Source organism: Microbacterium meiriae (assembly GCF_040686935.1).
In the GTDB taxonomy this organism is placed as follows: Bacteria; Actinomycetota; Actinomycetes; order Actinomycetales; family Microbacteriaceae; genus Microbacterium; species Microbacterium meiriae.
In genome coordinates this window covers 37,027-57,779 of sequence record NZ_JBFBMF010000003.1, presented here as the reverse complement: position 1 = coordinate 57,779, position 20,753 = coordinate 37,027, and the positions used below count along the sequence as shown (strand labels likewise).

Genomic DNA, 20,753 nt, shown 5'->3' with positions numbered 1-20,753 from the left:
GCTATGGTGAGGTCCATGACCCGGCGCGCCGCCTGTGCGGCGCGTCTTCCTATGCGAGGGGCAGAGGCGAAGCCATGTGGATGCGTCATCACCGAAGGGCGATCGCGAGCGTCACCGGTGCCGCGGCGATCGCGGCAGCGCTCGCCGGCTGCACGGCGATCCCCGCCGATGTCGACGGCACCCTCGACAAGGCCCGCGACGGCCAGATCCGGGTCGGGATCACGCACAACCCGCCGTGGACGGACACGACCGATCCGTCGGACCCGGCCGGGGTCGAAGTGCGCCTCGTGGAGGAGTTCGCCGAGACGCTGGACGCGACCGTCGTCTGGACCGTCGACAGCGAGGCGAACCTGGCCGAGCGGTTGCACGACCATGCCCTCGACCTGGCCGTCGGCGGGTTCACCGACGACACCCCCTGGGTCGAGAAGGCGGCGATGACCGTCCCATTCGACGACGCGACGACCGCGGGCGAGACGAAGAAGCACGTGATGCTCACCGTTCTGGGGGAGAACCGGTTCCTCACCACCCTGGAGACCTTCCTGCTCGAACGAGGAGACGCGCGATGAGGGCTCATCCCGACCTTCCGCCCGGGCAGCAGGACACCCTGCGTCGAGCGATCCGCTACGAGTGGTTCACGCTCGCGTTCCTCGCGGTGGCGATCACCGGCGTCTACCTCGTCATGGGCAGCTCGCAGGCGATGAAGGCCGCGTGGATCGAGGACCTGCTGTCCCTCGCCCCGCCGATCGCCTTCCTCGTCGCCGTCCGCATCATCGCGAAGCCGCCGACCGTCAAATATCCGTACGGGTTCTTCCGCTCCGTCGGTGTGGCCCACCTCGTCGCCGGCGTCGCCCTGTTCGCGATGGGCGCGTTCCTCCTGGTCGATTCCGTCATCGGGCTGGTGAGCGGCGACCGGCCTCCGATCGGGTCGGTCCAGGTGTTCGGACACGTGATCTGGTCGGGCTGGCTGATGATGGGCATGATGGCGCTGACCATTCCGCTGCCGATCTACTTCGGGCGTGTGAAGATGCGCCTGGCCAAGGATCTGCACAACAAGGTCCTCTATGCCGATGCGGACATGAACAAGGCCGACTGGATGACCGCGGCCGGCTCGATCGTCGGGGTCGGCGGGATCGGGCTCGGACTGTGGTGGGCGGACGCCGCCGCGGCGACCTTCATCGCGGGGAGCATCCTCTGGGACGGGTGGCGCAACACCCGCGCCGCGATCACCGACCTCATGGACACCAGGGCGACGACCTTCGACGACGAGAAGCCGCACCCCGACTCCCACGCCGTGCTGGACCACCTCCGCACCCTGCCCTGGGTCCGCGACGTCGCGGTGCGGACGAGGGATCAAGGCCAGTTCTTCCACGTCGAAGCGTTCATCGTGCCCGTCGACGATGCCCTGCCCTCCCTGGCCGACCTCGACCGCGCGCGCCAGGAGTGCCACGAGCTGGACTGGAAGCTCGTCGACGTCGTCCTCGTGCTCGTGCCCGAACTCGCCGACCATCTGACGCGGCGGGAGGACGAGGACGAGGCATCGTCAGCGCAGGTTCGCCCGTCGCCGCACCCGTAGCAGGGCACCCGCGAGCAGGAGACCGAGCCCGGCCACCGTCAGCGCGCCCGTCATCGGCGTCGGCCCGGAGGCGGCGAGCCCTTCGCCCTCACCGCCGCCCTCACCGCCTTCCTCGCCGCCGCCGTTGCTCGGCGACTCGACGGGGTCGTAGGTGTTCGTCACGGTCACCGCCACCGGGGTGGTCGCAGCTGCGTCCACCGTCACGGTCGCCGGTTCGATGGTCTGCGCGGCGAGCGTGACCGCGTCGTTGGCGCCGTCCGCGGACTCGCTGACCGTGCAGGTCGCGCCATCCGGCAGCCCGGAGAAGACGACGGGGTCGGCGGCCGTCGCTCCGGCGGGGATCGTGGCGGAGACGACGACGCCGGGTGCCGGGGCGGGCGTGCAGGCCAAGTCGATCGTGATGGCGCCCTGAAGTCCCGCGCCGTCACCTGTGATGATCTTCTGCACGGTGATCTCGCCGGAGGCGTAGGGCGTCGCCCGGACCCCGGCGCGGACCGGGAGCGTCGTCGTCTGCGCGAGGACCAGCTTCTGCGCTGCGGGTCTGTCCGAGGACTCCGGGTCGTACAGATAGACCGTGCCCTGCGTCAGGGGCACCTGCGCCGTGATCCGGAAGCCGTTCACGGGTGCCGCGGGTCCGGTCCAGCGCGCCCAGAGCTGCGCACCGGACGCGACGGCGGTGCCGACGGGAACGGGCTGGGTTCCCGCCTGATCGAGGAAGACCTCGACGCCCGCGGCGGCGTCGAGCGTGCCGCTGGCGGTGCCCGAGACGGTGAACGGTCCCACGATCGAGCCGTCTTCCGGGATCGTCGTCGTGCCGGGCTCGATGCCGAGCGTCGGCACCGACGGCTCCGGGAGACCTCCGCTGTCCAGCGCATCCTGGACGACAGCGGCCGTGGCGTTCCGGATGGTCGCGGTGGTGCCGGTGGCCAGGACGAATCCGTCGCTGAAGTACCAGATCGCGCTCTGCACGGCCGCCACCTGCTGGGCGAGCGTGAGCCCGGAGATCGGGTTGCTCGTGTCGAACGGGAAGTAGTTGGTGAGGATGTAGTTGATGTAGTCGAGGTTGGGCACGTTGGACTCGTCCCACTCGCCGATGTTGTAGCCCGCCCCGACGCCGGTCTCGGTACTGAAATCGATGCAGTACGCCGAAGCCGTCGCCCCCGAGACCGGATCGGCGATGGTGATCAGCTGGGGGCTCACGGCCTCCACGGAGGCCCCGGTCGCCGGATAGGGGCCGGGCGTAGGCCCCAGCGTCGTCAGCTCGCCGGTCACGTTCGTCGGGTACTGCGAGCCGGTGATGGTGACCTGCGTGAAGAAGCCGGCCCGCGGAAGCACCGGATCGGGATCCCACAGAGCCGATGCCGGCGTGGCTCCGAAGAGCACCATCGCCGCAGCGATGGCCGTCGCCAGAAGAGCCCCTGCCGTGCGCGTACGCGATCGCGTCGTCTCGGTGTGCATGGTGTGCCTCGATCTCGCCGATGATCCGAGTGACGGGTTCCCCGACCTGCGACAGCCCGCCGTTGGTCACCGACGATAGGCACAAGCTCCTCCGGGGAAAAGGGGGTGAGCGATGTTCACCCGGGTGAGTCCGGGTGACCTGTCGCGCAAGCGAGCACCTTCTCGCGCAGCGGAGCGCCCGCCGGGGGAGGGAGTTGAGTGGCAGGCGCTCCGTCGGCCGCAGCGCGACCGGCAAGGCCCCCCGAGTCGATCGGTGCAGCACGTTCAGGATGAACCATGCGTACGGCCCGCGCAACGGGTGTCCGTCACGAAAGATCCCTGACGATCCATCTCCTCCTACCCCGACGACGACCGCATCGTAGCCCGTCCGCGGGGGCCGACGCCAAGGGGTCGATCCGCGGGGAGTGCGCGATCACCATGGCCGCATGAGCGCTTACCTGTCCCGAGGCCTGGGCCTCGCCCTTCGAGGGGTCATGGCCCTGATCCTCCTCGTCCGGCACCCCAGGCCGATCCACGCGCACGGCGCCATCTTCAACGGGCGGCTGACCCTGCGGCCGAACCCGGGATCCGGCATCCGAGGGATCGACGACCCTCCGGCCGCCGAGGCGCCGGTCGTCGTGCGGGTCTCGCGCTCGGTGGGTACGCCCTCGTGGGCGCCGGACGTCTATGGGCTCGGCATCCGCTGGGTGCACGGCGCCGAGGAGGTCGACCTTCAGCTGGCTTCGACGGGCATCGGCGTCCCCGGGCGGTTCCTGCTCCTCCCCCGTCTCACGCCGACCCGCGCGACGTTCAGCAGCGTCGTGCCGTACCGGACGCCGCGCGGTCCGGTCATGCTCGGCGCGCGAACCGTTCCACCCCGTCGCCTCCCCGGCGCCGTGACGGAGCTCCGCCGGGCGGTGGACGATCAGCCGTGGCAGCTCCGGCTGTACTACGCCTCGCCCGGCGGAATCTGGCATCCCTTCGCCGAGGTGAGGCTCGACTCCCCCCGGGATGCGGACGATGCGAGCCTGCGGTTCGACATCGACCGGCGACCCCTTCCGGGCGCCGAGACATACCCGTCGATGCGGGCCCTTCGCGGGCCCTCGTATCGCCTCACGCAGGGGTGAGCCGCAGGAACACGGTCAGTCCAGGCGCGCAGACAGCTCCGCCGTGATCCGCGAGACCTGGGTCCGCGCCTCCGCCAATCGCCCGACCTCCTCGTCGAGCCCGGACCGCATGGACGGCGAGGCGCCGTGTGCGCGAGCGAGCTGCAGGTTGGCGCGGAGGTTCAGGGAGGCACCCGAGAGGCCGGCCTCCAGGGCCTCCGTCGCGACGGCGAGGTCCACGGCGAGGTGCGGGTTGCCGTGCGACGCGAGAGTGCGCGCCTCGGCGACCAGGGTGATGCCGATGCGGCCGAGGCGCGCGACGGACGCAGCAGCGTCGAGGGCGGCGTTCCGCACCCTCTCCTCCCGTGCCGGGTCCTCCGGTGCCAGTGCGAGCGCGGCACCGAAGCCCGCCGACACCACGCCGTCCGCCTCGACGGCCTGCAGGAGCTCCGCGCGCACGGGGTCGAGGCGGCCGGTGCTCTCGGCAGCGGCAGGGTCCTCGCGGGTGTATCCGGCGACCATGCCCATCAGTGCCGCGGCCAGGCCGAGCATGACCCCCGACGCCGCACCCCCACCGGGTGATCCGGTGGGCTGACTGAGCGCGTCGAGCCAGGCGTCCATCGGGCGGGACGTCGGGATGTCTGCAGAATCGGTCATGCCGGTCAGACTATCCGTGGGAAGGATGCAGTATGACGGCGGATCAGCGAGCGGTCCTCCGTGATCGGGCGCCGCGTCTCGCACGACTCCGGATGCATGCGTCTCTACGATGGACTCGTGCAGCTCGTCGATACCCTCTCCGTCGTCGGCGAGGTGCTGTCCTGGATCGGTCTCGGTATCGGCGTGCCGCTCCTCATCGTGGCCCTGCTGATCCGGCTCGTCGAGGGGCAGTGGATCCCCGTCGAGATCGCCGTGATCGATCGGGACGGCCGCCCCACCGCTCGCTGGTTCGCGGGCGGCGACTTCCACGAGAGACCGCTGCGCCGCAGCGAGCCCACGGCCACCACCGACGGATGGCTCGACGGGTTCCACAGCTCGAACGACCCGGCCCGCATCCGGATCGGTGAGCCGCCGCATCTGCGCCGGGTCCTGCGGACTGTCGGGGTGGTCTTCGCCGCGGTCGGTGCCGTCGGCCTGATCGTGTCCTTCCTCCCACTGGTCCTCTGACGTCGCGCGCGGAAGCCTCACGCCGTCGACGGTCGCTGCGAGGATGACCGGCGGAACGATTCCAGCGCGGTGCGATACGTGGCGGCGTCGTTCCGTACCGCATCGGTGACCAGGAGGGCGCGAGGACCGATCTGCCGGACGTACACCCCGCGGCACGGCAGCGTGACCACCTTCCCGAGGCCGCGCCGCCAGGCGTCGGCGAGCGTCGCCACGTCCCGGTGTTCAGGGCTGTCCGCGAGTGTCGTGCGGTTCGTCGCGAGGTGCGCGTCGGAGCCACGCCGCTCCCATTCGCGGTAGGCCGCGTCGCCGAAGACATCGTCTCCGAACTCATCCCGCGCCGTGGGGCCGACGAGCTGACCGAGCAGCGTCTCCCGCTCATCCGGACCCATCGTCGGATCGAGGGCGCGGTCGAACAACGTCCGATCCGGCTCCGTCGCGGCGTGCGCGACAGCCTTGTCCCAGATCCGGGGCCAGACCTCCGCCCAGCGCTCACGGGTCTGCGCGTCCACGGGCCGCTCCGCCTCCGCTGGTCGGTCGACCAGGAGCGGCGGGAGCGCGTCGTCGACGGGGACCAGCCCGTGCGCCTCCCGGACCCAGAGCAGTTCGAGCAGGGCGTGAGGGCGATCGTCGACGGTGATGATCATGTCGTGCGGCCACGGGCCCCCCGGTATCGGAGTCATCGATCGCATGCGCCCTCCGCTCCCCTCGTCGACTGACCGCCGCCGCGGAGCACCCGGCCGACGACCCCTCGCAACGCGCCGACGTCCTCGTCATGTTCGGTGTTCATCGGCCACCCCTCCCCCGGCTCGCCCCTCATCTTCGCATCCTCCGATCGCGTGGAGCCGTGGCCACCGAGAACGACGCTTTCGTCGCGCGATCAGGCGGTGGCTAGGATCGCCCCGTGAGCCAGATCATCCCGTCACCTCGTCGCCGAGCCTTCGGATGCGGGGTCGCGGCCACCGTCGTGGCGCTCGTCGGGATCCTGCCGACCGCGATCGTCTTCGTCCTGGCGGGGACGGCGGACCCGAACTACGGATGGCTGTTGTTCCTCACGCTGCCGCTCGCGGTCCTCGTCGGCGGCATCGCCCTCATCCTCGGCATCATCGGGCTCGTCTTCGCCCGTGCCGACCGCGGCGGCTACGCGTGGCCGGTCGCGGGAACCGTGCTGGGGGCCGTGTCGGCCCTTCCCACCGCCGCGTTCCTCATGGGTGGCTGAATCGCCGCGAGCAGGGTGTCAGTCAGCCCCAACAACCCTCGCCCTCACTGCTTCCTGAAAGAGAGCCCCCGCGCGCCGGAACCCGCCCGCCAACAGACTGATGCTCGCGATGGCTGTGGCCCTGGCGGCGTTCTTCGTCTGGGGGACACTCGTGCGTCCCGTGGTCGAGGGCGAGCCGCCTGTGGCGACATCGCTGGTGTTCGCGACGGGGGTGCTGCTCGCGGGTCTGATCATCTGGACGGCGAGCCCCACGGGCGTCATCGACCCTTCGGGGTTCCGGGTGGTCCGCGGCGGGGACCGTCTCCTCACCGCATACAGCGTGCCGCGGGATCGGATCCAGGGCGTGACGAGAGGTGCCATCCAGGAGGGCGCCTTCCTCTACCCGACCCTCGAGATCGTGGTCTCGCAGGGAGCGGGACAGGCCACGATCCCGGTCCCGGTGACCAGGGACGACGCGCCGCTTCGCCGGGAGTCACCGGACGGCATGAACCGTTTGATCTCTGACGCGGCACGCATCTGGGGCGTTCCGGTGCTCGGCGACGGCGGCTGACGCGAGCGACTCCGCGACCGGAATCGACGCGCGAGCGCGGGCCGGTAGAGTACGGGAAACAGGGGGGAACATTTTGTCTGACGAGTCCATGGCGCAACGGCGCGACTACAACCCCGGACCGCGAGTGGGGATCACCTTCTCCACCTTCGACTTGCTGCACGCAGGGCACATCATGATGCTCGCCGAGGCGAAGCGGCAGTGCGACTACCTCATCGTCGGCCTGCAGATGGATCCGACCCTGGACCGCCCGGAGAAGAACGCGCCGACGCAGACGGTCGTGGAGCGCTACATCCAGCTTCGCGGCTGTCAGCACGTGGATGAGATCGTGCCGTACTCGACGGAGCAGGACCTCGAGGACATCCTTCGGTCCTTCAAGCTCGATGTGCGCATCGTCGGGGATGAGTACCGCGATCGGGACTTCACCGGCCGCGCGTACTGCGAGGAGAGTGGCATCGAGCTCTACTTCAACAGCCGGGACCATCGGTTCTCCAGCTCGGGCCTTCGACGGATCGTCGCGGAGAAGGAAGCGGAGCGCGCCGCGGGTCACTGACCCGCGTTCCGCCTGTGGCGACCTCCGGTCATCGAACTCCGCAAAGAACAGGTGACGGATGCGCACATCGACAGCGTGGGGGTTGATCGCAGCGATGACCGCGGTCTCGCTCGTCGCCCTCGGCATCGTCATGACCTACCGCTTCGCGACTCCGCTCGTCGATCCTGCCCCGCCGACGCCGGACTACGGGGTCCAGGTTCTCGTCGCCGGCGTGACGATGGCGGCAGCGGTGGTGGGTGGCCTCGGCGCGGGCGTGTACGCGACGAAACGCGAGGTCGCCCGAGGTCGCGTCGTCGGTTGGACGGCCGCCGCGATGCTCGCGGGCACCGTCCTGGGGGCGGTTCTGGCCTTCGTCCTGAGCGCACGCTGAGGTGCCGCCGCATCGAGGAACTGACGTGGCCGAGCTCCTGCGCCGGGAGTCCGGCAGAGCGGTCGATCTACCCGATAGCCGCCGGGGGAAGAGACCGGGGATCCGGGTCATTGCGATGATCTTCGAGCTTCCATGAAGGAGGGGAAGTCGAAAGCACCGAGGCCGTCCGGCGCAGAGAACGACTGAACGAAACTCCGCAGCTCGTCGTGATCGGCGGAGTCGTTCCACAGCGCGGTCGGGAATCGGGCGCCGGCCTGCGCGAGAGGCAGATCGATCGTGGTCATCTCTCCCCGCATCATGCCGTCGGTGCGCTGGAGGGTACGGCGAGTTCCCCGGTCAGGTACTGGGCGCGGCCGAACCCGAACGACCAGTCCTGCGGTCCGTTCTCGACGTACCCGATGAAGACGTCCTCACCGTTCACGCCGACCCGCGACAGCCTCTGAGCGATTTCCGCATACAGGGACTGCTTGACCTCATCGGTGCGTCCGCGCTGCGTGAAGATCTGGATGACGACGGGGTCTGTCCGCTCGAACCCCAGACCGGCGTCTTCGGCGACGATGGTGGTGGCGGGCCGCGAGGTGATCACCTGGAAGCGGTCACGGACCGGGATGCCGTAGACGGCGACGATCGCGTCGTGGACGGCCGCGGCGATCTCGGGGCTGTTCGTGCGGGTCTCGCTATGGTCGATGCGGACGAGGGGCATGACGCCTCCTTTGTTTGTCCTGACATTGTTACAAAGCCGCTGTTGTCATGTCAATCGGACTATTGCTCACGAGAACCGTTCATGCGAGAATGTCCTAACATGGACGGATCCCTGGCCGCCCGATCCATCACCCTCGGCCTGTCGCCTGCTGGCGACGGCGGACCACGCAAAGGAGCGTCCTCGTGTCGAACACCCGCATCACCAGACCGTCACCGGTCGCCGGAAAGACGTCCGGTTCTCGCGGCTTCCTCGCCCGCCTCACCGTCATCTCCACGTTGGGCGGTCTGCTCTTCGGGTATGACACCGGTGTCATCTCGGGCGCTCTGCTCTACATGCGCGACGATCTCGCGATGTCGACCGGCGAAGAAGCCTGGGTGGTCAGCTCGCTGCTCTTCCCCGGGGCCGCTTTCGGCGCCCTCCTCGGGGGCCGCATCGCCGATGCCCTGGGCCGCAAGCGCAGCCTCCTCGTCTGCGCGATCATCTTCCTCGTCGGGGCGATCGGCTGCGCCATCGCGCCGAACGTGACACTCATGGTTCTCGCCCGCATCCTCCTCGGGTTCGGCGTGGGCGCCGCGGCTGTCGCGTGCCCGCTCTACCTGGCCGAGATGGCGCCGGCCGACAAGCGCGGTCGTATGGTCACGATCAACGAGCTCATGATCGTCACCGGTCAGCTTCTGGCCTTCGCCATCAACGCCCTCCTCGCCGTTCTCATCAGCGACACCCACGTGTGGCGCATCATGCTCGCCGTCGCCTCGATCCCCGCCATCGTTTTGCTTCTGGGAATGCTCGTCCTGCCGGAGTCGCCGCGGTGGTTCGGTGCCCGGGGCCGCCTCGAGGAGGCTCGCGCCGTGCTCAACAAGAGCCGGACCCCCGAAGAGGCCGAGACCGAACTCGCCGAGATCGCGCAGAACGCGTCCGCAGAGGGGGACCAGCGCCGTCACGCCTGGCGCGCGCTGCGCGACAACCGCTGGATGCGGCGCCTTCTCTACGTCGGCTTCGGTCTGGCCGCTGTGCAGCAGGCCACCGGCATCAACACCGTGAACTACTACGCCCCCAGCATCCTCACCCAGACCGGCCTCGGCGAGCAGGCCGCGCTGATCGCGACGATCGGGGTGGGCCTGACGAGCGTCACGATGACGCTGGTCGGCATCTGGCTGCTCGGTTTCGTGGGCCGCCGCAAGATGCTCATGATCGGGTTCAGCGGGGTGGTCGGCTCCCAGGTCGTCCTGGCGCTCGTGTTCCTCGCCCCGCACTCCGACGGCGTCAGCTACCTGATCCTCGCGGCGATGATGCTGTTCGTGGCCTTCGTGCAGGGCTTCATCGGCACGGTCGTGTGGCTCCTGCTCAGTGAGATCTTCCCGCTCGCCATCCGCGGGCTCGCCATGGGCCTGTCCGTCTTCGTGCTCTGGACCGTCAACGCCTTCATCTCCTTCGTGTTCCCGCAGATCGTCGAGGGAATCGGCTCCACCTGGACGTTCGCGCTCTTCGCGGCGATCAACGCCGTCTCGCTGTGGTTCGTGCTCCGTCAGGTGCCCGAGACCAAGGGTCGCTCGCTGGAGACGCTGGAGAACGACTTCCGCACCCAGGCGATCCGCACGATCCCGCGGCGCCAGCGACTCGGCGGTCACTGATCGCACTGCGGTGGGGGGCGGTCCGGCTTCGTCTCGAGCCGCCCCTCGCCATCTCACGAAGGAGGATGACGATGAAGCTCGGCGTCTACAACGCGGTCCTGCACGACCGCACCCTGCCCGAGGCGATCGAGGTCGTCGCGGACCTCGGGCTGACCGGCATCGAACTCAACTCGGGCGGTTTCCTGCCCGCGACGCACATCCCGACGTTCACCGAGATCCTCGAGTCGGATGCCGCGCGCGACGATTTCCTCGAACTCTTCGCCGGCACGGGCATCGAGATCGCCGGCCTGAACTGCAACGGCAATCCGCTGCACCCGAACCCCGCGATCGGAGACGCGCATGCCGCCGATGTGCGCCGCAGCATCCGCCTCGCGCAGCGCCTCGGTCAGCATCGAGTGGTGACGATGTCAGGTCTTCCCGGGGGCGAACCGGGAGCGACGCGTCCGAACTGGATCGTCAACGCGTGGAACTCCGCCGCCCTCGATGTCCTCGACTACCAGTGGGCCATCGCCGTGCCCTTCTGGCGCGAGCTCGACCGCCTGGCGGCAGACCACGACGTGAAGATCGCTCTGGAGCTGCATCCGCAGAACCTCGTCTTCAACGCGGCGGATGTCCACCGCCTGGTCGAGTCCACCGGATCGACGCACCTGGGTGTCGAACTCGATGCCTCGCACCTGTTCTGGCAGCAGATGGACCCGGTCGCCGTCATCCGCCACCTCGGCGACCTCGTCGTGCACGCAGCGGCGAAGGACGTTCGCATCAACCCCGCGAACGCAGCCCTCTACGGCGTGCTCGACAACCGGTTCCGCCGACTCTCGCCCGACGAGGCGCGAACGAACCTGGGCGGGGACGAGTGGGCCAACCAGTGGCCCGTCGACTCCGCGTGGGACTTCGTCGCGCTGGGCCGCGGGCACGACACCGCGTACTGGACGGAGTTCCTCCGCGCTCTGCACGAGGTCGACCCCGACATGCTCGTGAACATCGAGCACGAGGACGTCTCCCTGGGACGCATCGAGGGGCTGGAGGTCGCCGCCGCCGTCCTGAGGGAGGCTGACGCTGCGCTTCAGCGCTCGCTGTGATCGACCTGCGTGGAAGGGCCCCGGCGGATCATCCGCCGGGGCCCCTTCCGTCTCGACCGGTCAGCCGATCAGCTCGCGCAGCTTCTGCAGCTGGAAGCGCGAGACCTCGTCGGCGCGCTCGTCCTCCGCGAAGACGTTCGACACGATCAGCGCATCGGATCGATCCAGGTACCCGGTCGAGCGGAGCACACCGAAAAGCTCCGTCCAGTCGACGTCGCCGTCCCCGATCTGCAGGTGCTGGTGCACGCGCGCAGCGTTGCCCGGAGGGTTGGAGATGTAGCGAAGGCCGTGCGAGCGACGGTGATCGAACGTGTCCGCCGTGTACACCGCCCCCAGCCGATCTCCCAGCTCGGGGAGCAGCGTGGCAGCGCGGTCACCGTAGTGGAAGGTGTGCGAGGCGACGTAGACGAACCCGACGGCAGAGCTGTTCAGCCCGCGGATCACGCGCCACGCCTCGAGTCCGTCCTCGACGAAGTCGTCGGGATGCGGGTCGATGTTCATGCGGATGCCCTCGCGCTCGAGGACTGGCAGCAGCTCCTCCATGGAGCGGTAGAACGCGTCCTCGCTGTCCTCCTGCCGCTCGGGACGACCGGAGAACTCGGTGTTGAGGACCGGAACCTCGAGGGCGACGGCGAGCTCGATGACGCGCCGCAGGTTGCGCACGGCTGCGACCCGCTGGACCTCCTCGGGGGACGAGAGACGTTGCACCGGAAGGAGAGCGGGAATCGTGACGCCCGCGTCCGCCGCACGCTTCTTCAGCGCCGCGACGAGTTCGTCGTCCGCCTTCGGATGCCGGAAGAACGGCGCGAAGTCGGCATGCGGCGTCAGATGCAGGAAGTCGTAACCGAGCCGTGCGGCGACATCGGGGAAGTCCAGCAGCGAGTGGTCATGATGATACGGCGTGGGGTCGAGCGCGATGCGGACCATGTCGTCTCCTCGGGGGCTCAGGCGTAGAACGCGGGACGCTCGGCGGCCTCGACGGGAACGATACCGCCCTCGAGCGCGCTCACTCCGGCCTCGCAGGCGAGCGCGACCAGATACCCGTCCCAGGCGTTCGGGCCGTCGACGAGGCGGCCGTCCCTCACGGCGTTCACCCACCGCTGGATCTGACGGTCGTAGGCTTCGGCGAATCGAGTGGTGAAGCTCATGTGGTCGTTCACCACGAACCTGCCGTCACGCCACTGCTGCAGGCCCGAGGGCTGACCGATACGGGCGATGCCCTTCTCGAACACGGCCTCGGTCGCCACCTGATACCCGAACTGCACGCTGACGTTCATCTCGACGTCGACGAGCACGCCGTTCTCGAGTTCCATGATCACGAGGATCGGCTCACGCAGGTGCTCGGGGGTGAGCGCATTGCGCCGCGGGAACTTGATCTCGACGGACTTCACCGCCGATCCGGCCAACCACGGGATGACGTCGAACTCGTGCACGACCGAGTCGGTGATGAGCATCTTCTGGGTGTAGCTGTCGGGCACCGACGGGTTGCGGTGCACGCCGCGGACCATCACGAGGTTACCGGCGTCACCGGACTCGATCAGCTCGCGTAGCGCAGCGTATTCCGGGTCGAACCGGCGCATGAAGCCGATCTGGATGTGCGGGCGGTCGAGCTTCTGCTCGAGCTCGATGATCTCGCGCGAGGTCGCGGAGTCGGGCGTGAGCGGCTTCTCGCACAGGATCGGTAGCCCCGCCTCGAGGGCCGGCACGAGCACGGGCGCGTGGAACTGTCCAGGGGTGGCGATGAGCACGGCATCCAGAGCCTCGGCTTCGATCGCGTCCTCCACGCGGCTGAAGGTCGCAGCTCCGGGAGCCTTCTCGGCTGCCGCGGCGGCACGGCCGGCATCCGGCTCGACGATCGCCGAGACGACGGCGCCCGAGATGCGATGGGTGATGCGGGCGATATGGTCGGCGCCCATGAGTCCGGCGCCGACGACGCCGATGCGAAGGTCAGTGGTCATGATCGGTTCTCCAGGATGGGGGTCAGTGGACGCGCGCGAGGTGCGTGCAGCCGAAGATGTGCTCGCGGGTGCGCTGGGCGATCGGGAACGGGGTCTCGACGTCGCAGCCGTACATGTCCTGCTCGACGATCGCGAAGATCTCGGGGTCGATCTTCGCCACGGCCTCGATCACCGGAGCGAGGTCAGGCACGCCGTGCGGCGGCTCGATCATGATCCCCTGCGTGACAGCGTCGGCGAACGGGACGTCGTTCTTCAGCACGTCGAACAACAGGGAGGGATCGACCTGCTTGAGGTGCAGGTAGCCGATGCGCTCCGGGCGCTCCTCGATGAGCTTGACGTTGTCACCGCCGTAATAGGCGAAGTGACCGGTGTCGAGGCAGAGATTCGTGTAGCGCTGGTCGGTCTCATCGAGGAAGCGCAGCACCTCGCGCGTCGTGCCCACGTGACTGTCGGCGTGCGAGTGGAACTGCTGCCGGACGCCGAACTCCTCGAGCAGGGCCTTGCCGAGCCGGTCATGGCCGGCAGCGAGCTTCTTCCACTGCTCGTCGTCGAGCGTGCGCGCCTCGAGCACCTGGCTGGTCGCGTCGCTGCGCCACAGGTCGGGGATCACGACGAGGTGCTCTGCACCCAGCTTCGAGGCGAGGCCGGCGACAGCGAGCGCCTGGTCCCAGGCGCGCTGCCACTGATCGTCCCCTTTGTGGAAGCCGGTGAAGACCGTACCCGCCGAGAGCTTGAGGCCGCGTGAGCCGAGCTCGTCCTCGAGCTGGTTCGGGTCGGTGGGAAGGTAACCGTACGGGCCCAGCTCGATCCACGAGTAGCCGGCCGCGACGACCTCATCGAGGAAGCGCTGCCACGGGACCTGCTTCGGGTCGTCGGGGAACCAGACGCCCCAGGAGTCGGGGGCAGTGCCGATCCGCAGACCGGGGTTGTCTCCGGCTGCCGCGGCGGCGGGGGCGGTGAAAGGACTGGTCATGGGTTTCTCCGTTGACGTCTTGCGAGATCGGGATGGTCAGCCGAGGAGCGGGCGCTGGTGCGCCTGCTGCTCGAGATAGTCGGTGCGCGCTCGCTGCGTGCTCTCGAGGGTCGAGACCTCCGGCACCGGCACGTCCCACCAGCCCGCGCCGTCGGGCGCGTAGATGAGCGGGTCGCTGTTGATGTGGATGAACGTCGAGGTCGTCTTCGCCTTCGCCGTGGCGATCGCGGCCGAGAGCTCATCGATCGCGGACGGGCTCGGATCGATCTCGATCACATCGAGCCCGTAGCTGCGGGCGTTGGCGGCGAGGTCCACCGGCAGGATCCGGTCGCCCTGGAAGTTGCGCGCCTGCGGGTCGTATTCGCGGTACCACGTACCGAACCGTTCGGATCCGACGGTCTCGGACAGGTGCCCGATCGACGCGAAGCCGTGGTTCTGGATGAGGACGACGATCACCTTGATGTTCTCCGCCACAGCGGTGACGAGCTCGGAGTTGAGCATGAGGTACGAGCCGTCACCGACCATGATGATCACGTCACGGTCGTCGCCGGCGGCCGTCAGGCCACGCTTCGCGCCGATGCCGCCGGCGATCTCGTAGCCCATGCAGGAGAAGGCGTATTCCACGTGGTAACCCAGCGGGTCGCGCACGCGCCACAGCTTGTGCAGGTCCCCGGGAAGCGACCCGGCGGCCTGCACGACCACGTCTTCGGGCGCTGACGCCGCCTGCACGGCGCCGATGATCTCGGGCTGCCCCGGCCGGTCGAGTCCGGAGCGCTGGAAGGCCGCGTCGACGCTCGCGTCCCACGCCGCCTTCTCCGCCGCGACATGTTCGGCGTACGCGCTGTCTACCGTCCACCCCTTCAGCGCGACCAGCAGTTCGACGAGTGCCTCGCGGGCATCGGCGATCACGGGGAGCTGCGACCCGTGCTTGTACGCATCGAACGGCGCGACGTTGATGTTGACGAACACGACATCCGGGTTCTGGAAGGCCGTGCGCGACGCGGTGGTGAAGTCGCTGTACCGGGTGCCGACGCCGATGACGACGTCAGCTTCGGCAGCCAGACGATTGGCGGCGAGCGTGCCGGTCGCGCCGACGCCACCCAGGTTCTGCGGGTGGTCCCAGGCGAGGACGCCGCCGCCCGCCTGTGAGGTGCCGACGGGGATGCCCGTCGCCTCGACGAGCGCGCGCAGCTGCTCTTCGGCGCCCGAGTAGAGCACCCCACCGCCGGCGACGATGAACGGCCGCTTCGCCCCGCGGATCGCGGCCACCGCGCGGGCGAGGGCCGTACGCTCGGGAACCGGGCGACGCACATGCCACTCGCGATCCTGCAGGAATTCGAGCGGCACGTCGATGCGTTCGGCCTGCACGTCCTCCGGGAGTGCGATCGTGACGGCGCCCGTCTGCACGGGGTCGGTGAGTGCGCGCATCGCTCCGAGGGCGATCGAGTACAGCTGTTCGGGACGCTGCACCCGATCGAAGAACACCGACAGCGGCCGGAAGGCATCGGTGACCTGGATCCCGGGGTCGTGCGGGTGCTCGAGCTGCTGCAGCACGGGATCGGCGACGCGCGTGGCGAAGGTGTCGCTCGGCAGCAGAAGGGCCGGGAGCCGGTTCGAGGTCGCCAGGGCGGCCGCGGTGAGCATGTTCGCCGCGCCAGGTCCGACCGACGCAGCGGACGCGAGCGTCGCGCGGCGACGGTGCATGCGGGCGTAGCCGACGGACTGGTGCACCATCGCCTGCTCGTTGCGGGCCTGGTAGTACGGCATGAGATCGGGGTTCTCGACGTTGGCCTGCTTGAGAGCCTGACCGATACCCGCGACGTTGCCGTGCCCGAAGATCCCGAACATGCCGGCGATCGTGCGCTCCCGGGTCTCCCCGTCCACCGTCCACTGGTGGGCGAGGAACTCCACCAGCGCCTGGCTGACCGTCATCGTCTTCGTCGTCGCCATCAGCGCTCGCCCTTCTTCTCGTTCTCGTAGGGGAGGCGGGAATCGAAGCCCTGCCCCTCCCAGGTGTCGCGCACCCAGGCATGCGCCGGGTCGTCGCTGATCAGCCAGGCGCGGTCCGGATCGGGCCCGGCCATGACGTTGAGGTAATAGAGGTCGTACCCGGGCGCCGCGACCGCAGGACCGTGGTAGCCGTAGGGCACCAGCGCTATGTCGCCAGTGGCGACCCTGGCGTTGATGTCGATCTCCCCGGCGGGAGAGGAGTACGTGCTGAACATCCCGAACGCCGCGTCCCCCGCATCCGGGTTGCCGCCCACGCGAGCGGGCGCCGCCTCGAAGTAGTAGATCTCCTCGAGGCGGGATTCCCGACCCGGGTGATGCTCGTCATGCTTGTGCGGCGGGTACGACGACCAGTTCTCGGCCGGTGTGATGACCTCGCACACGATGAGGCGGGCGGCGTTCAGCGCCTGAGGTGTGCCGAAGTTGTGCACCTGACGACTGGATCGCCCCGCGCCGCGCAGTTCGACCGGAGTCTCCTCCGCCGCGATGTACTGCCACTCGCGCCGCTCGGTCGTCGGCGCCTCCGCGATGGCGACGCGGCCCTCACCGGTGATCGTCGCCGTCGTGCCGATCGAGAGGAAGAGCACATCGGTGGGGCCGTCGAACACCGAACCCCGGCCGTGTAGGCGGGTATGCCATTCGCCGGGGTGGTGATGATGGGCGACGCGGAAGGAGCCCGCCAGCGGCACGATGATGCGTTCCACATCCATGGCCGTCAGGTCGGCGGCGTCTCCGTCTGCCAGATCAGCCACGCGGATGCCGGTGTGCTCCCAACCGGGCAGGGTGGCGTCGACGACGCTCTCCCAGCCCTCACGGGCCAGTGCGCCTCGGCGATGGAACCAGCGGTCTTCGATGGTGCTCATTCTCGTGCTCTCGGGTGAGGATGCCGCCCCTTCCCTGGCGGGGCGGCATCCAGTCTGTGATGTCAGTCGTTCTGGGGGAAGCCCAGGTTGATGCCGCCGTGGGTCGCCGGGTCCAGCCACCGGCTGGTCACCGCCTTCTCGCGGGTGAAGAAGTCGAAACCGTGGACCCCGTACGCCTTCGCGTCCCCGAAGAGGGACTTCTTCCACCCGCCGAACGAGTGGTACGCGACCGGGACCGGAATCGGCACGTTGATGCCGATCATGCCCACCTCGACCTCGCTCTGGAAGCGGCGAGCCGCTCCCCCGTCGTTGGTGAAGATCGCGGTACCGTTCCCGAACTCGCCGGAGTTGATGAGCGCCAGGCCCTCCTCGTAGCTCTGCACCCGCACGACCGACAGGACGGGGCCGAAGATCTCCTCGGTGTAGGCGCGCGATGTCGTCGGCAGGTCATCGATCAGGGTCGGGCCGAAGAAGAATCCGTCCTCGTGGCCGTCGACCGTGAAGCCGCGACCGTCGACCACGATCGTGGCCCCGTCGGCTTCGGCGATATCGACGTACGACGACACCTTGTCGCGGTGCACGTCGGTGATCAGGGGCCCCATGTCCGGTTCGACGCCGTCGACGCCGACGCCGTCGCCGATCGTGAGATTCGCGATGCGATCGGTGATCTTGCCGATCAGCTCATCGGCGACGGGCTCGACGGCGAGCACGACCGAGATCGCCATACAGCGCTCCCCGGCGGCGCCGAAGCCGGCGTTGACCGCCTGGTCGGCGACGAGGTCGAGGTCGGCATCCGGGAGGACGAGCATGTGGTTCTTCGCACCGCCCAGCGCCTGGACGCGCTTGCCGTTCTTGGAGGCCGTCTCGTAGATGTACTGGGCGATCGGCGTCGATCCGACGAACGAGATCGACTGGACGACCGGGCTGTTCAGCAGACCGTCGACGGCGAGCTTGTCACCCTGCAGCACGGTGAAGACTCCGTCGGGAAGACCTGCTTCCTTCCAGATCCGCGCCAGCCAGAGCGCGGCCGACGGGTCCTTCTCGCTCGGCTTGAGGACGACGGCGTTCCCGGCGGCGATCGCGATCGGAACGAACCACAAGGGGACCATGACCGGGAAGTTGAAGGGCGAGATCACACCGACCACGCCCAGCGGCTGCTTGAGCGAGTACACGTCGATCCCGGTGGAGGCGTTCTCGCTGAAAGCGCCCTTGATCAGGTGCGGGAATCCCGTCGCGAGTTCCACGACCTCCTGGCCGCGCAGGATCTCCCCCATCGCGTCCGAGACGACTTTGCCGTGCTCGGCGGTCACGATCCGCGCCAGTTCGGGCTTCCGGGAGTTCAACAGCTCACGGAACGCGAACAGCACGCTCTGACGCTTCGCGATCGAGTAGTTCTTCCAGACCCGGAAGCCGCGGTCGGCGGACGCGATGGCCTCGTCGATCTCGGACTGATCGGCGAGCGCGACTTGTGCGCTGACCGCGCCCGTTGCGGGGTTGTGGACAGGAGCGGTGCGGCCGCTCAGCGACGCGCGCTCCGCGCCGTCGATCCAGTGCGGGATGGTGCGAGTTTCGGTGCTCATGGGATTCCTTCAGCGATGCGATGCGGTTCAGGAGACGGGACAGGTCGATCGGGTCACGCCGGCGAGGCGCTGCGGACGAGCCCCGCCGCAGCGTCGACGGCGGAGACGACGTCTCCGTCCGGGGGGTAGAGGAGAGTACGACCGACGGTGAGCCCGCGCACGCCGGGGAGCGCGAGGGCGTCTTCCCAGGCCGCGAACGTCTCATCGGGGTCGGCCCCGGAGTCACCGCCGAGCAGCAGCGTCGGCATGGTGGTGGCGGCCATCACGCGCGCCATGTCGTCCACGACGGGGAGCTTCATCCAGGTGTACGCCGAGGAAGCTCCGAGGCCGGCGGCGATCGCGATCGACGAGATCACGGCGTCGGCGGTGAGGTCGTTCACGATGCGTCCGTCGACCCACCGACTCAGGAACGGCTCGAGCATGATCGGCAGTCCGGCCCCGGCGGCCGCGGTCACCGCTTCGGCGGTCGCCTGCAGGGTCGGGGCCGTCCCGGCGTCGTCGAGGTTGATGCGGACGAGGGTCTTGGCGAAATCCGCGCCGATGGTCACGAGCTCGTCGATCGTGTAGGCCCCGTAGCGGTCGTCCATCTCGAACGAGGCGCCGCGCAGACCACCGCGATTCATCGAGCCGACCACGATCTTGTCGTCGAGCAGTCCGAGACCGGCGAGGTCATCGATGATGTCGGGGGTACCGAGCACGCCGTCGACGCCCGGACGCTGCAGCGCCGTCGCCAGCCGGTCGAGCAGGTCGTAGCGATCGGCCATCGCCATCGGGTCGGAGCCCACCCCGAGCGCACCGCGGGCCGGATGGTCGGCGGCGACGATGAAGAGCTTGCCGTCTGCGCCGAGGAGCTCGCGGCGACGGCGAGTGCGCAGCATCGTCGCGATCCGGTCGGGAGCCGAGGCGCGCAGGTCGCGCAGACGGGCGAAGTCCTCTGCCGACAGGGTGATACCGGTCATCCCCGGCCTCCTTCCACGAGATCCTGCACCTCTGCCTCGGTCGGCATGGCGGTCGAGCACTCGAGCCTCGAGGCGACGATGGCCCCGGCGACGTTGGCGAAGCGGAGGATTCGTTCCAGGCCCCAGCCGGCGAGGAGCCCGTGGCACAGCGCTCCGCCGAAAGCGTCCCCCGCCCCGAGGCCGTTCACCACGTCGACGAAGTGCGGCGGCACCTCGACGACCTCGTCGGCGGTCTTGGCCAGCACGCCTTTGGGGCCCTGCTTGACGATGGCGAGACTCACGCCGCGTTCGAGGAGCGCATCAGCCGCGCGGAGCGGTTCCGTCTCCCCGACAGCGATCTCGCACTCCTCGCGATTGCCGACGGCGACGGTCACGTGTTCCAGCGCCCGCGCGACCTGCCGAGTCGCCTCGGCAGGGTCCGACCAGAACGTGGGGCGATAGTCGAGGTCGAGGATGGTGTGGCCGGCACGGTCCCGGAGGGCCCACGCATCGAAGTGCGTCTGACGACTCGGCTCCTGCGAGAGTCCGGTGACCGTGGCCCACAGCACGCCGGCGCCGCGGATCGCGGCGGCATTCAGCTGGTCCGGCGTGATGTTGAGGTCGGGCGCTTTCGGCTCGCGGTAGAAGTACAGCGGGAAGTCATCGGGCGGGAAGATCTCGCAGAACGTGACGGGCGTCTTGAGGGCCGGATCGACGGCGACGGCGACGTCGTCCACGCCGAGGCGACGGAGCTCGGTGTGCAGGTAGCGTCCGAACGGATCGTCACCGGTGCGCGAGACGAGCTGCACCGTTCGACCGTAGCGAGCGGCTGCCACGGCCACGTTCGCCGCGCTGCCACCGAGGAACTTGCCGAAGGTGGAGACGTCTTCGAGCCCGACACCGCTCTCCAACGGGTAGATGTCGACGCCGAGGCGCCCGAGGGCGACCACGTCGGGGGTGTTTTCGCCGGTCATACTCCTGTGTGCAACTTCCTGCTCGTCGCGGATGAACTATGTCCTAACAATAACACAATAGCTCGGCCCCGCAAGTGAGGA

General features: G+C 68.9%; 23 protein-coding genes. 10 read left to right on the top strand and 13 right to left on the bottom strand.

Annotation, left to right across the window (positions count from 1 at the left end; all coding sequences use genetic code 11):
* Positions 1 to 80: 80 nt before the first annotated feature.
* Both AB0P08_RS10135 and AB0P08_RS10130 read left to right on the top strand, forming a co-directional pair.
* Complete coding sequence (locus tag AB0P08_RS10135) at positions 81 to 566, top strand: transporter substrate-binding domain-containing protein (protein ID WP_315638337.1); 486 nt, start codon at positions 81 to 83, stop codon at positions 564 to 566.
* Positions 563 to 1,573 (top strand): cation efflux transmembrane domain-containing protein, encoded by a 1,011-nt coding sequence (locus AB0P08_RS10130; RefSeq protein WP_363589781.1) that lies wholly within the window; start codon positions 563 to 565, stop codon positions 1,571 to 1,573. Before AB0P08_RS10135 ends, AB0P08_RS10130 begins: the two co-directional genes overlap by 4 nt.
* On the opposite strand, the gene AB0P08_RS10125 is transcribed toward AB0P08_RS10130, so the two are convergent.
* Positions 1,541 to 3,031, bottom strand: a complete 1,491-nt coding sequence (locus tag AB0P08_RS10125) for a thioester domain-containing protein (protein WP_268776586.1) — start codon at positions 3,029 to 3,031, stop codon at positions 1,541 to 1,543. The two genes, AB0P08_RS10130 and AB0P08_RS10125, sit on opposite strands and share 33 nt — an antisense overlap.
* A gap of 425 nt (positions 3,032 to 3,456) precedes the next feature.
* On the opposite strand from AB0P08_RS10125, the gene AB0P08_RS10120 reads away from it, so the two are divergent.
* On the top strand, positions 3,457 to 4,137 hold the full coding sequence (locus AB0P08_RS10120) for a hypothetical protein (protein WP_363589780.1): 681 nt from the start codon (positions 3,457 to 3,459) through the stop codon (positions 4,135 to 4,137).
* Positions 4,138 to 4,152: 15 nt separating this feature from the next.
* Here AB0P08_RS10120 and AB0P08_RS10115 read toward each other — a convergent pair whose 3' ends face one another.
* Positions 4,153 to 4,773, bottom strand: a complete 621-nt coding sequence (locus AB0P08_RS10115; RefSeq protein WP_363589779.1) for a cyclodeaminase/cyclohydrolase family protein — start codon at positions 4,771 to 4,773, stop codon at positions 4,153 to 4,155.
* A 117-nt stretch (positions 4,774 to 4,890) separates the two neighbouring features.
* Between AB0P08_RS10115 and AB0P08_RS10110 the strand changes: the two genes are divergently transcribed.
* Positions 4,891 to 5,280, top strand: a complete 390-nt coding sequence (locus AB0P08_RS10110; protein ID WP_363589778.1) for a hypothetical protein — start codon at positions 4,891 to 4,893, stop codon at positions 5,278 to 5,280.
* Between the two features lie 17 nt (positions 5,281 to 5,297).
* Here AB0P08_RS10110 and AB0P08_RS10105 read toward each other — a convergent pair whose 3' ends face one another.
* The gene (locus AB0P08_RS10105; RefSeq protein ID WP_363589777.1) at positions 5,298 to 5,924 is read right to left on the bottom strand and encodes a hypothetical protein; all 627 of its coding nucleotides are present in this window, start codon (positions 5,922 to 5,924) and stop codon (positions 5,298 to 5,300) included.
* Positions 5,925 to 6,181: 257 nt separating this feature from the next.
* Here AB0P08_RS10105 and AB0P08_RS10100 point away from each other — a divergent pair, with 257 nt between their 5' ends.
* The 4 genes from AB0P08_RS10100 to AB0P08_RS10085 all read left to right on the top strand — a co-directional run bounded on the left by AB0P08_RS10100 (position 6,182) and on the right by AB0P08_RS10085 (position 7,966).
* Positions 6,182 to 6,496 (top strand): hypothetical protein, encoded by a 315-nt coding sequence (locus AB0P08_RS10100; protein WP_363589776.1) that lies wholly within the window; start codon positions 6,182 to 6,184, stop codon positions 6,494 to 6,496.
* A gap of 109 nt (positions 6,497 to 6,605) precedes the next feature.
* On the top strand, positions 6,606 to 7,046 hold the full coding sequence (locus tag AB0P08_RS10095) for a hypothetical protein (protein ID WP_363589775.1): 441 nt from the start codon (positions 6,606 to 6,608) through the stop codon (positions 7,044 to 7,046).
* 73 nt (positions 7,047 to 7,119) lie between these two features.
* Entirely contained in the window at positions 7,120 to 7,596 is a 477-nt protein-coding gene (locus AB0P08_RS10090; RefSeq protein WP_259954064.1) for an adenylyltransferase/cytidyltransferase family protein, read from the top strand.
* A gap of 94 nt (positions 7,597 to 7,690) precedes the next feature.
* Positions 7,691 to 7,966 carry a hypothetical protein gene (locus tag AB0P08_RS10085; protein ID WP_363589774.1) on the top strand — a complete coding sequence of 92 codons (276 nt, stop codon included), beginning with the start codon at positions 7,691 to 7,693 and terminating at the stop codon, positions 7,964 to 7,966.
* Between the two features lie 107 nt (positions 7,967 to 8,073).
* On the opposite strand, the gene AB0P08_RS10080 is transcribed toward AB0P08_RS10085, so the two are convergent.
* Positions 8,074 to 8,250: a hypothetical protein gene (locus tag AB0P08_RS10080; RefSeq protein WP_363589773.1), complete on the bottom strand. Its 177-nt coding sequence runs from the start codon at positions 8,248 to 8,250 to the stop codon at positions 8,074 to 8,076.
* Positions 8,251 to 8,261: 11 nt separating this feature from the next.
* Complete coding sequence (locus tag AB0P08_RS10075) at positions 8,262 to 8,669, bottom strand: tautomerase family protein (RefSeq protein ID WP_363589772.1); 408 nt, start codon at positions 8,667 to 8,669, stop codon at positions 8,262 to 8,264.
* A 182-nt stretch (positions 8,670 to 8,851) separates the two neighbouring features.
* Between AB0P08_RS10075 and AB0P08_RS10070 the strand changes: the two genes are divergently transcribed.
* Complete coding sequence (locus AB0P08_RS10070; protein ID WP_363589771.1) at positions 8,852 to 10,300, top strand: sugar porter family MFS transporter; 1,449 nt, start codon at positions 8,852 to 8,854, stop codon at positions 10,298 to 10,300.
* Between the two features lie 71 nt (positions 10,301 to 10,371).
* Positions 10,372 to 11,379: a sugar phosphate isomerase/epimerase family protein gene (locus AB0P08_RS10065; RefSeq protein WP_363590145.1), complete on the top strand. Its 1,008-nt coding sequence runs from the start codon at positions 10,372 to 10,374 to the stop codon at positions 11,377 to 11,379.
* 60 nt (positions 11,380 to 11,439) lie between these two features.
* Here the strand turns inward: AB0P08_RS10065 and AB0P08_RS10060 are convergent, their stop codons facing one another.
* The 8 genes from AB0P08_RS10060 to iolC form a co-directional block, all read right to left on the bottom strand.
* On the bottom strand, positions 11,440 to 12,306 hold the full coding sequence (locus AB0P08_RS10060; protein ID WP_363589770.1) for a sugar phosphate isomerase/epimerase family protein: 867 nt from the start codon (positions 12,304 to 12,306) through the stop codon (positions 11,440 to 11,442).
* Between the two features lie 17 nt (positions 12,307 to 12,323).
* Positions 12,324 to 13,337 carry a Gfo/Idh/MocA family oxidoreductase gene (locus tag AB0P08_RS10055; RefSeq protein WP_363589769.1) on the bottom strand — a complete coding sequence of 338 codons (1,014 nt, stop codon included), beginning with the start codon at positions 13,335 to 13,337 and terminating at the stop codon, positions 12,324 to 12,326.
* Between the two features lie 22 nt (positions 13,338 to 13,359).
* Complete coding sequence (locus AB0P08_RS10050) at positions 13,360 to 14,310, bottom strand: sugar phosphate isomerase/epimerase family protein (RefSeq protein ID WP_363589767.1); 951 nt, start codon at positions 14,308 to 14,310, stop codon at positions 13,360 to 13,362.
* Between the two features lie 36 nt (positions 14,311 to 14,346).
* Positions 14,347 to 16,260 carry a 3D-(3,5/4)-trihydroxycyclohexane-1,2-dione acylhydrolase (decyclizing) gene (iolD, locus tag AB0P08_RS10045; protein WP_363589765.1) on the bottom strand — a complete coding sequence of 638 codons (1,914 nt, stop codon included), beginning with the start codon at positions 16,258 to 16,260 and terminating at the stop codon, positions 14,347 to 14,349.
* Positions 16,260 to 17,180, bottom strand: coding sequence for a 5-deoxy-glucuronate isomerase (gene iolB / locus AB0P08_RS10040; protein WP_363589763.1), 921 nt, complete (start codon positions 17,178 to 17,180; stop codon positions 16,260 to 16,262). Before iolB ends, iolD begins: the two co-directional genes overlap by 1 nt.
* Before the next feature lie 62 nt (positions 17,181 to 17,242).
* Positions 17,243 to 18,760, bottom strand: coding sequence for a CoA-acylating methylmalonate-semialdehyde dehydrogenase (locus AB0P08_RS10035; protein WP_363589761.1), 1,518 nt, complete (start codon positions 18,758 to 18,760; stop codon positions 17,243 to 17,245).
* 53 nt (positions 18,761 to 18,813) lie between these two features.
* A complete protein-coding gene (locus AB0P08_RS10030) occupies positions 18,814 to 19,719 on the bottom strand; it encodes a class I fructose-bisphosphate aldolase (protein WP_363589759.1) in 906 nt (301 codons plus the stop codon).
* Positions 19,716 to 20,672, bottom strand: coding sequence for a 5-dehydro-2-deoxygluconokinase (gene iolC, locus AB0P08_RS10025; protein WP_363589757.1), 957 nt, complete (start codon positions 20,670 to 20,672; stop codon positions 19,716 to 19,718). Before iolC ends, AB0P08_RS10030 begins: the two co-directional genes overlap by 4 nt.
* Positions 20,673 to 20,753: the final 81 nt, after the last annotated feature.

Coding starts and splice junctions, on each gene's coding strand:
- iolB (WP_363589763.1), bottom strand. CDS start 17,180: ATGAGCACCATCGAAGACCGCTGGTTCCATCGCCGAGGCGCACTGGCC.
- AB0P08_RS10105 (WP_363589777.1), bottom strand. CDS start 5,924: ATGATCATCACCGTCGACGATCGCCCTCACGCCCTGCTCGAACTGCTC.
- AB0P08_RS10085 (WP_363589774.1), top strand. CDS start 7,691: ATGACCGCGGTCTCGCTCGTCGCCCTCGGCATCGTCATGACCTACCGC.
- iolC (WP_363589757.1), bottom strand. CDS start 20,672: ATGACCGGCGAAAACACCCCCGACGTGGTCGCCCTCGGGCGCCTCGGC.
- AB0P08_RS10125 (WP_268776586.1), bottom strand. CDS start 3,031: ATGCACACCGAGACGACGCGATCGCGTACGCGCACGGCAGGGGCTCTT.
- AB0P08_RS10135 (WP_315638337.1), top strand. CDS start 81: ATGCGTCATCACCGAAGGGCGATCGCGAGCGTCACCGGTGCCGCGGCG.
- AB0P08_RS10030 (WP_363589759.1), bottom strand. CDS start 19,719: ATGACCGGTATCACCCTGTCGGCAGAGGACTTCGCCCGTCTGCGCGAC.
- AB0P08_RS10120 (WP_363589780.1), top strand. CDS start 3,457: ATGAGCGCTTACCTGTCCCGAGGCCTGGGCCTCGCCCTTCGAGGGGTC.
- AB0P08_RS10065 (WP_363590145.1), top strand. CDS start 10,372: ATGAAGCTCGGCGTCTACAACGCGGTCCTGCACGACCGCACCCTGCCC.
- AB0P08_RS10080 (WP_363589773.1), bottom strand. CDS start 8,250: ATGACCACGATCGATCTGCCTCTCGCGCAGGCCGGCGCCCGATTCCCG.
- AB0P08_RS10075 (WP_363589772.1), bottom strand. CDS start 8,669: ATGCCCCTCGTCCGCATCGACCATAGCGAGACCCGCACGAACAGCCCC.
- AB0P08_RS10050 (WP_363589767.1), bottom strand. CDS start 14,310: ATGACCAGTCCTTTCACCGCCCCCGCCGCCGCGGCAGCCGGAGACAAC.
- AB0P08_RS10060 (WP_363589770.1), bottom strand. CDS start 12,306: ATGGTCCGCATCGCGCTCGACCCCACGCCGTATCATCATGACCACTCG.
- AB0P08_RS10055 (WP_363589769.1), bottom strand. CDS start 13,337: ATGACCACTGACCTTCGCATCGGCGTCGTCGGCGCCGGACTCATGGGC.
- AB0P08_RS10130 (WP_363589781.1), top strand. CDS start 563: ATGAGGGCTCATCCCGACCTTCCGCCCGGGCAGCAGGACACCCTGCGT.
- AB0P08_RS10095 (WP_363589775.1), top strand. CDS start 6,606: ATGGCTGTGGCCCTGGCGGCGTTCTTCGTCTGGGGGACACTCGTGCGT.
- AB0P08_RS10115 (WP_363589779.1), bottom strand. CDS start 4,773: ATGACCGATTCTGCAGACATCCCGACGTCCCGCCCGATGGACGCCTGG.
- iolD (WP_363589765.1), bottom strand. CDS start 16,260: ATGGCGACGACGAAGACGATGACGGTCAGCCAGGCGCTGGTGGAGTTC.
- AB0P08_RS10035 (WP_363589761.1), bottom strand. CDS start 18,760: ATGAGCACCGAAACTCGCACCATCCCGCACTGGATCGACGGCGCGGAG.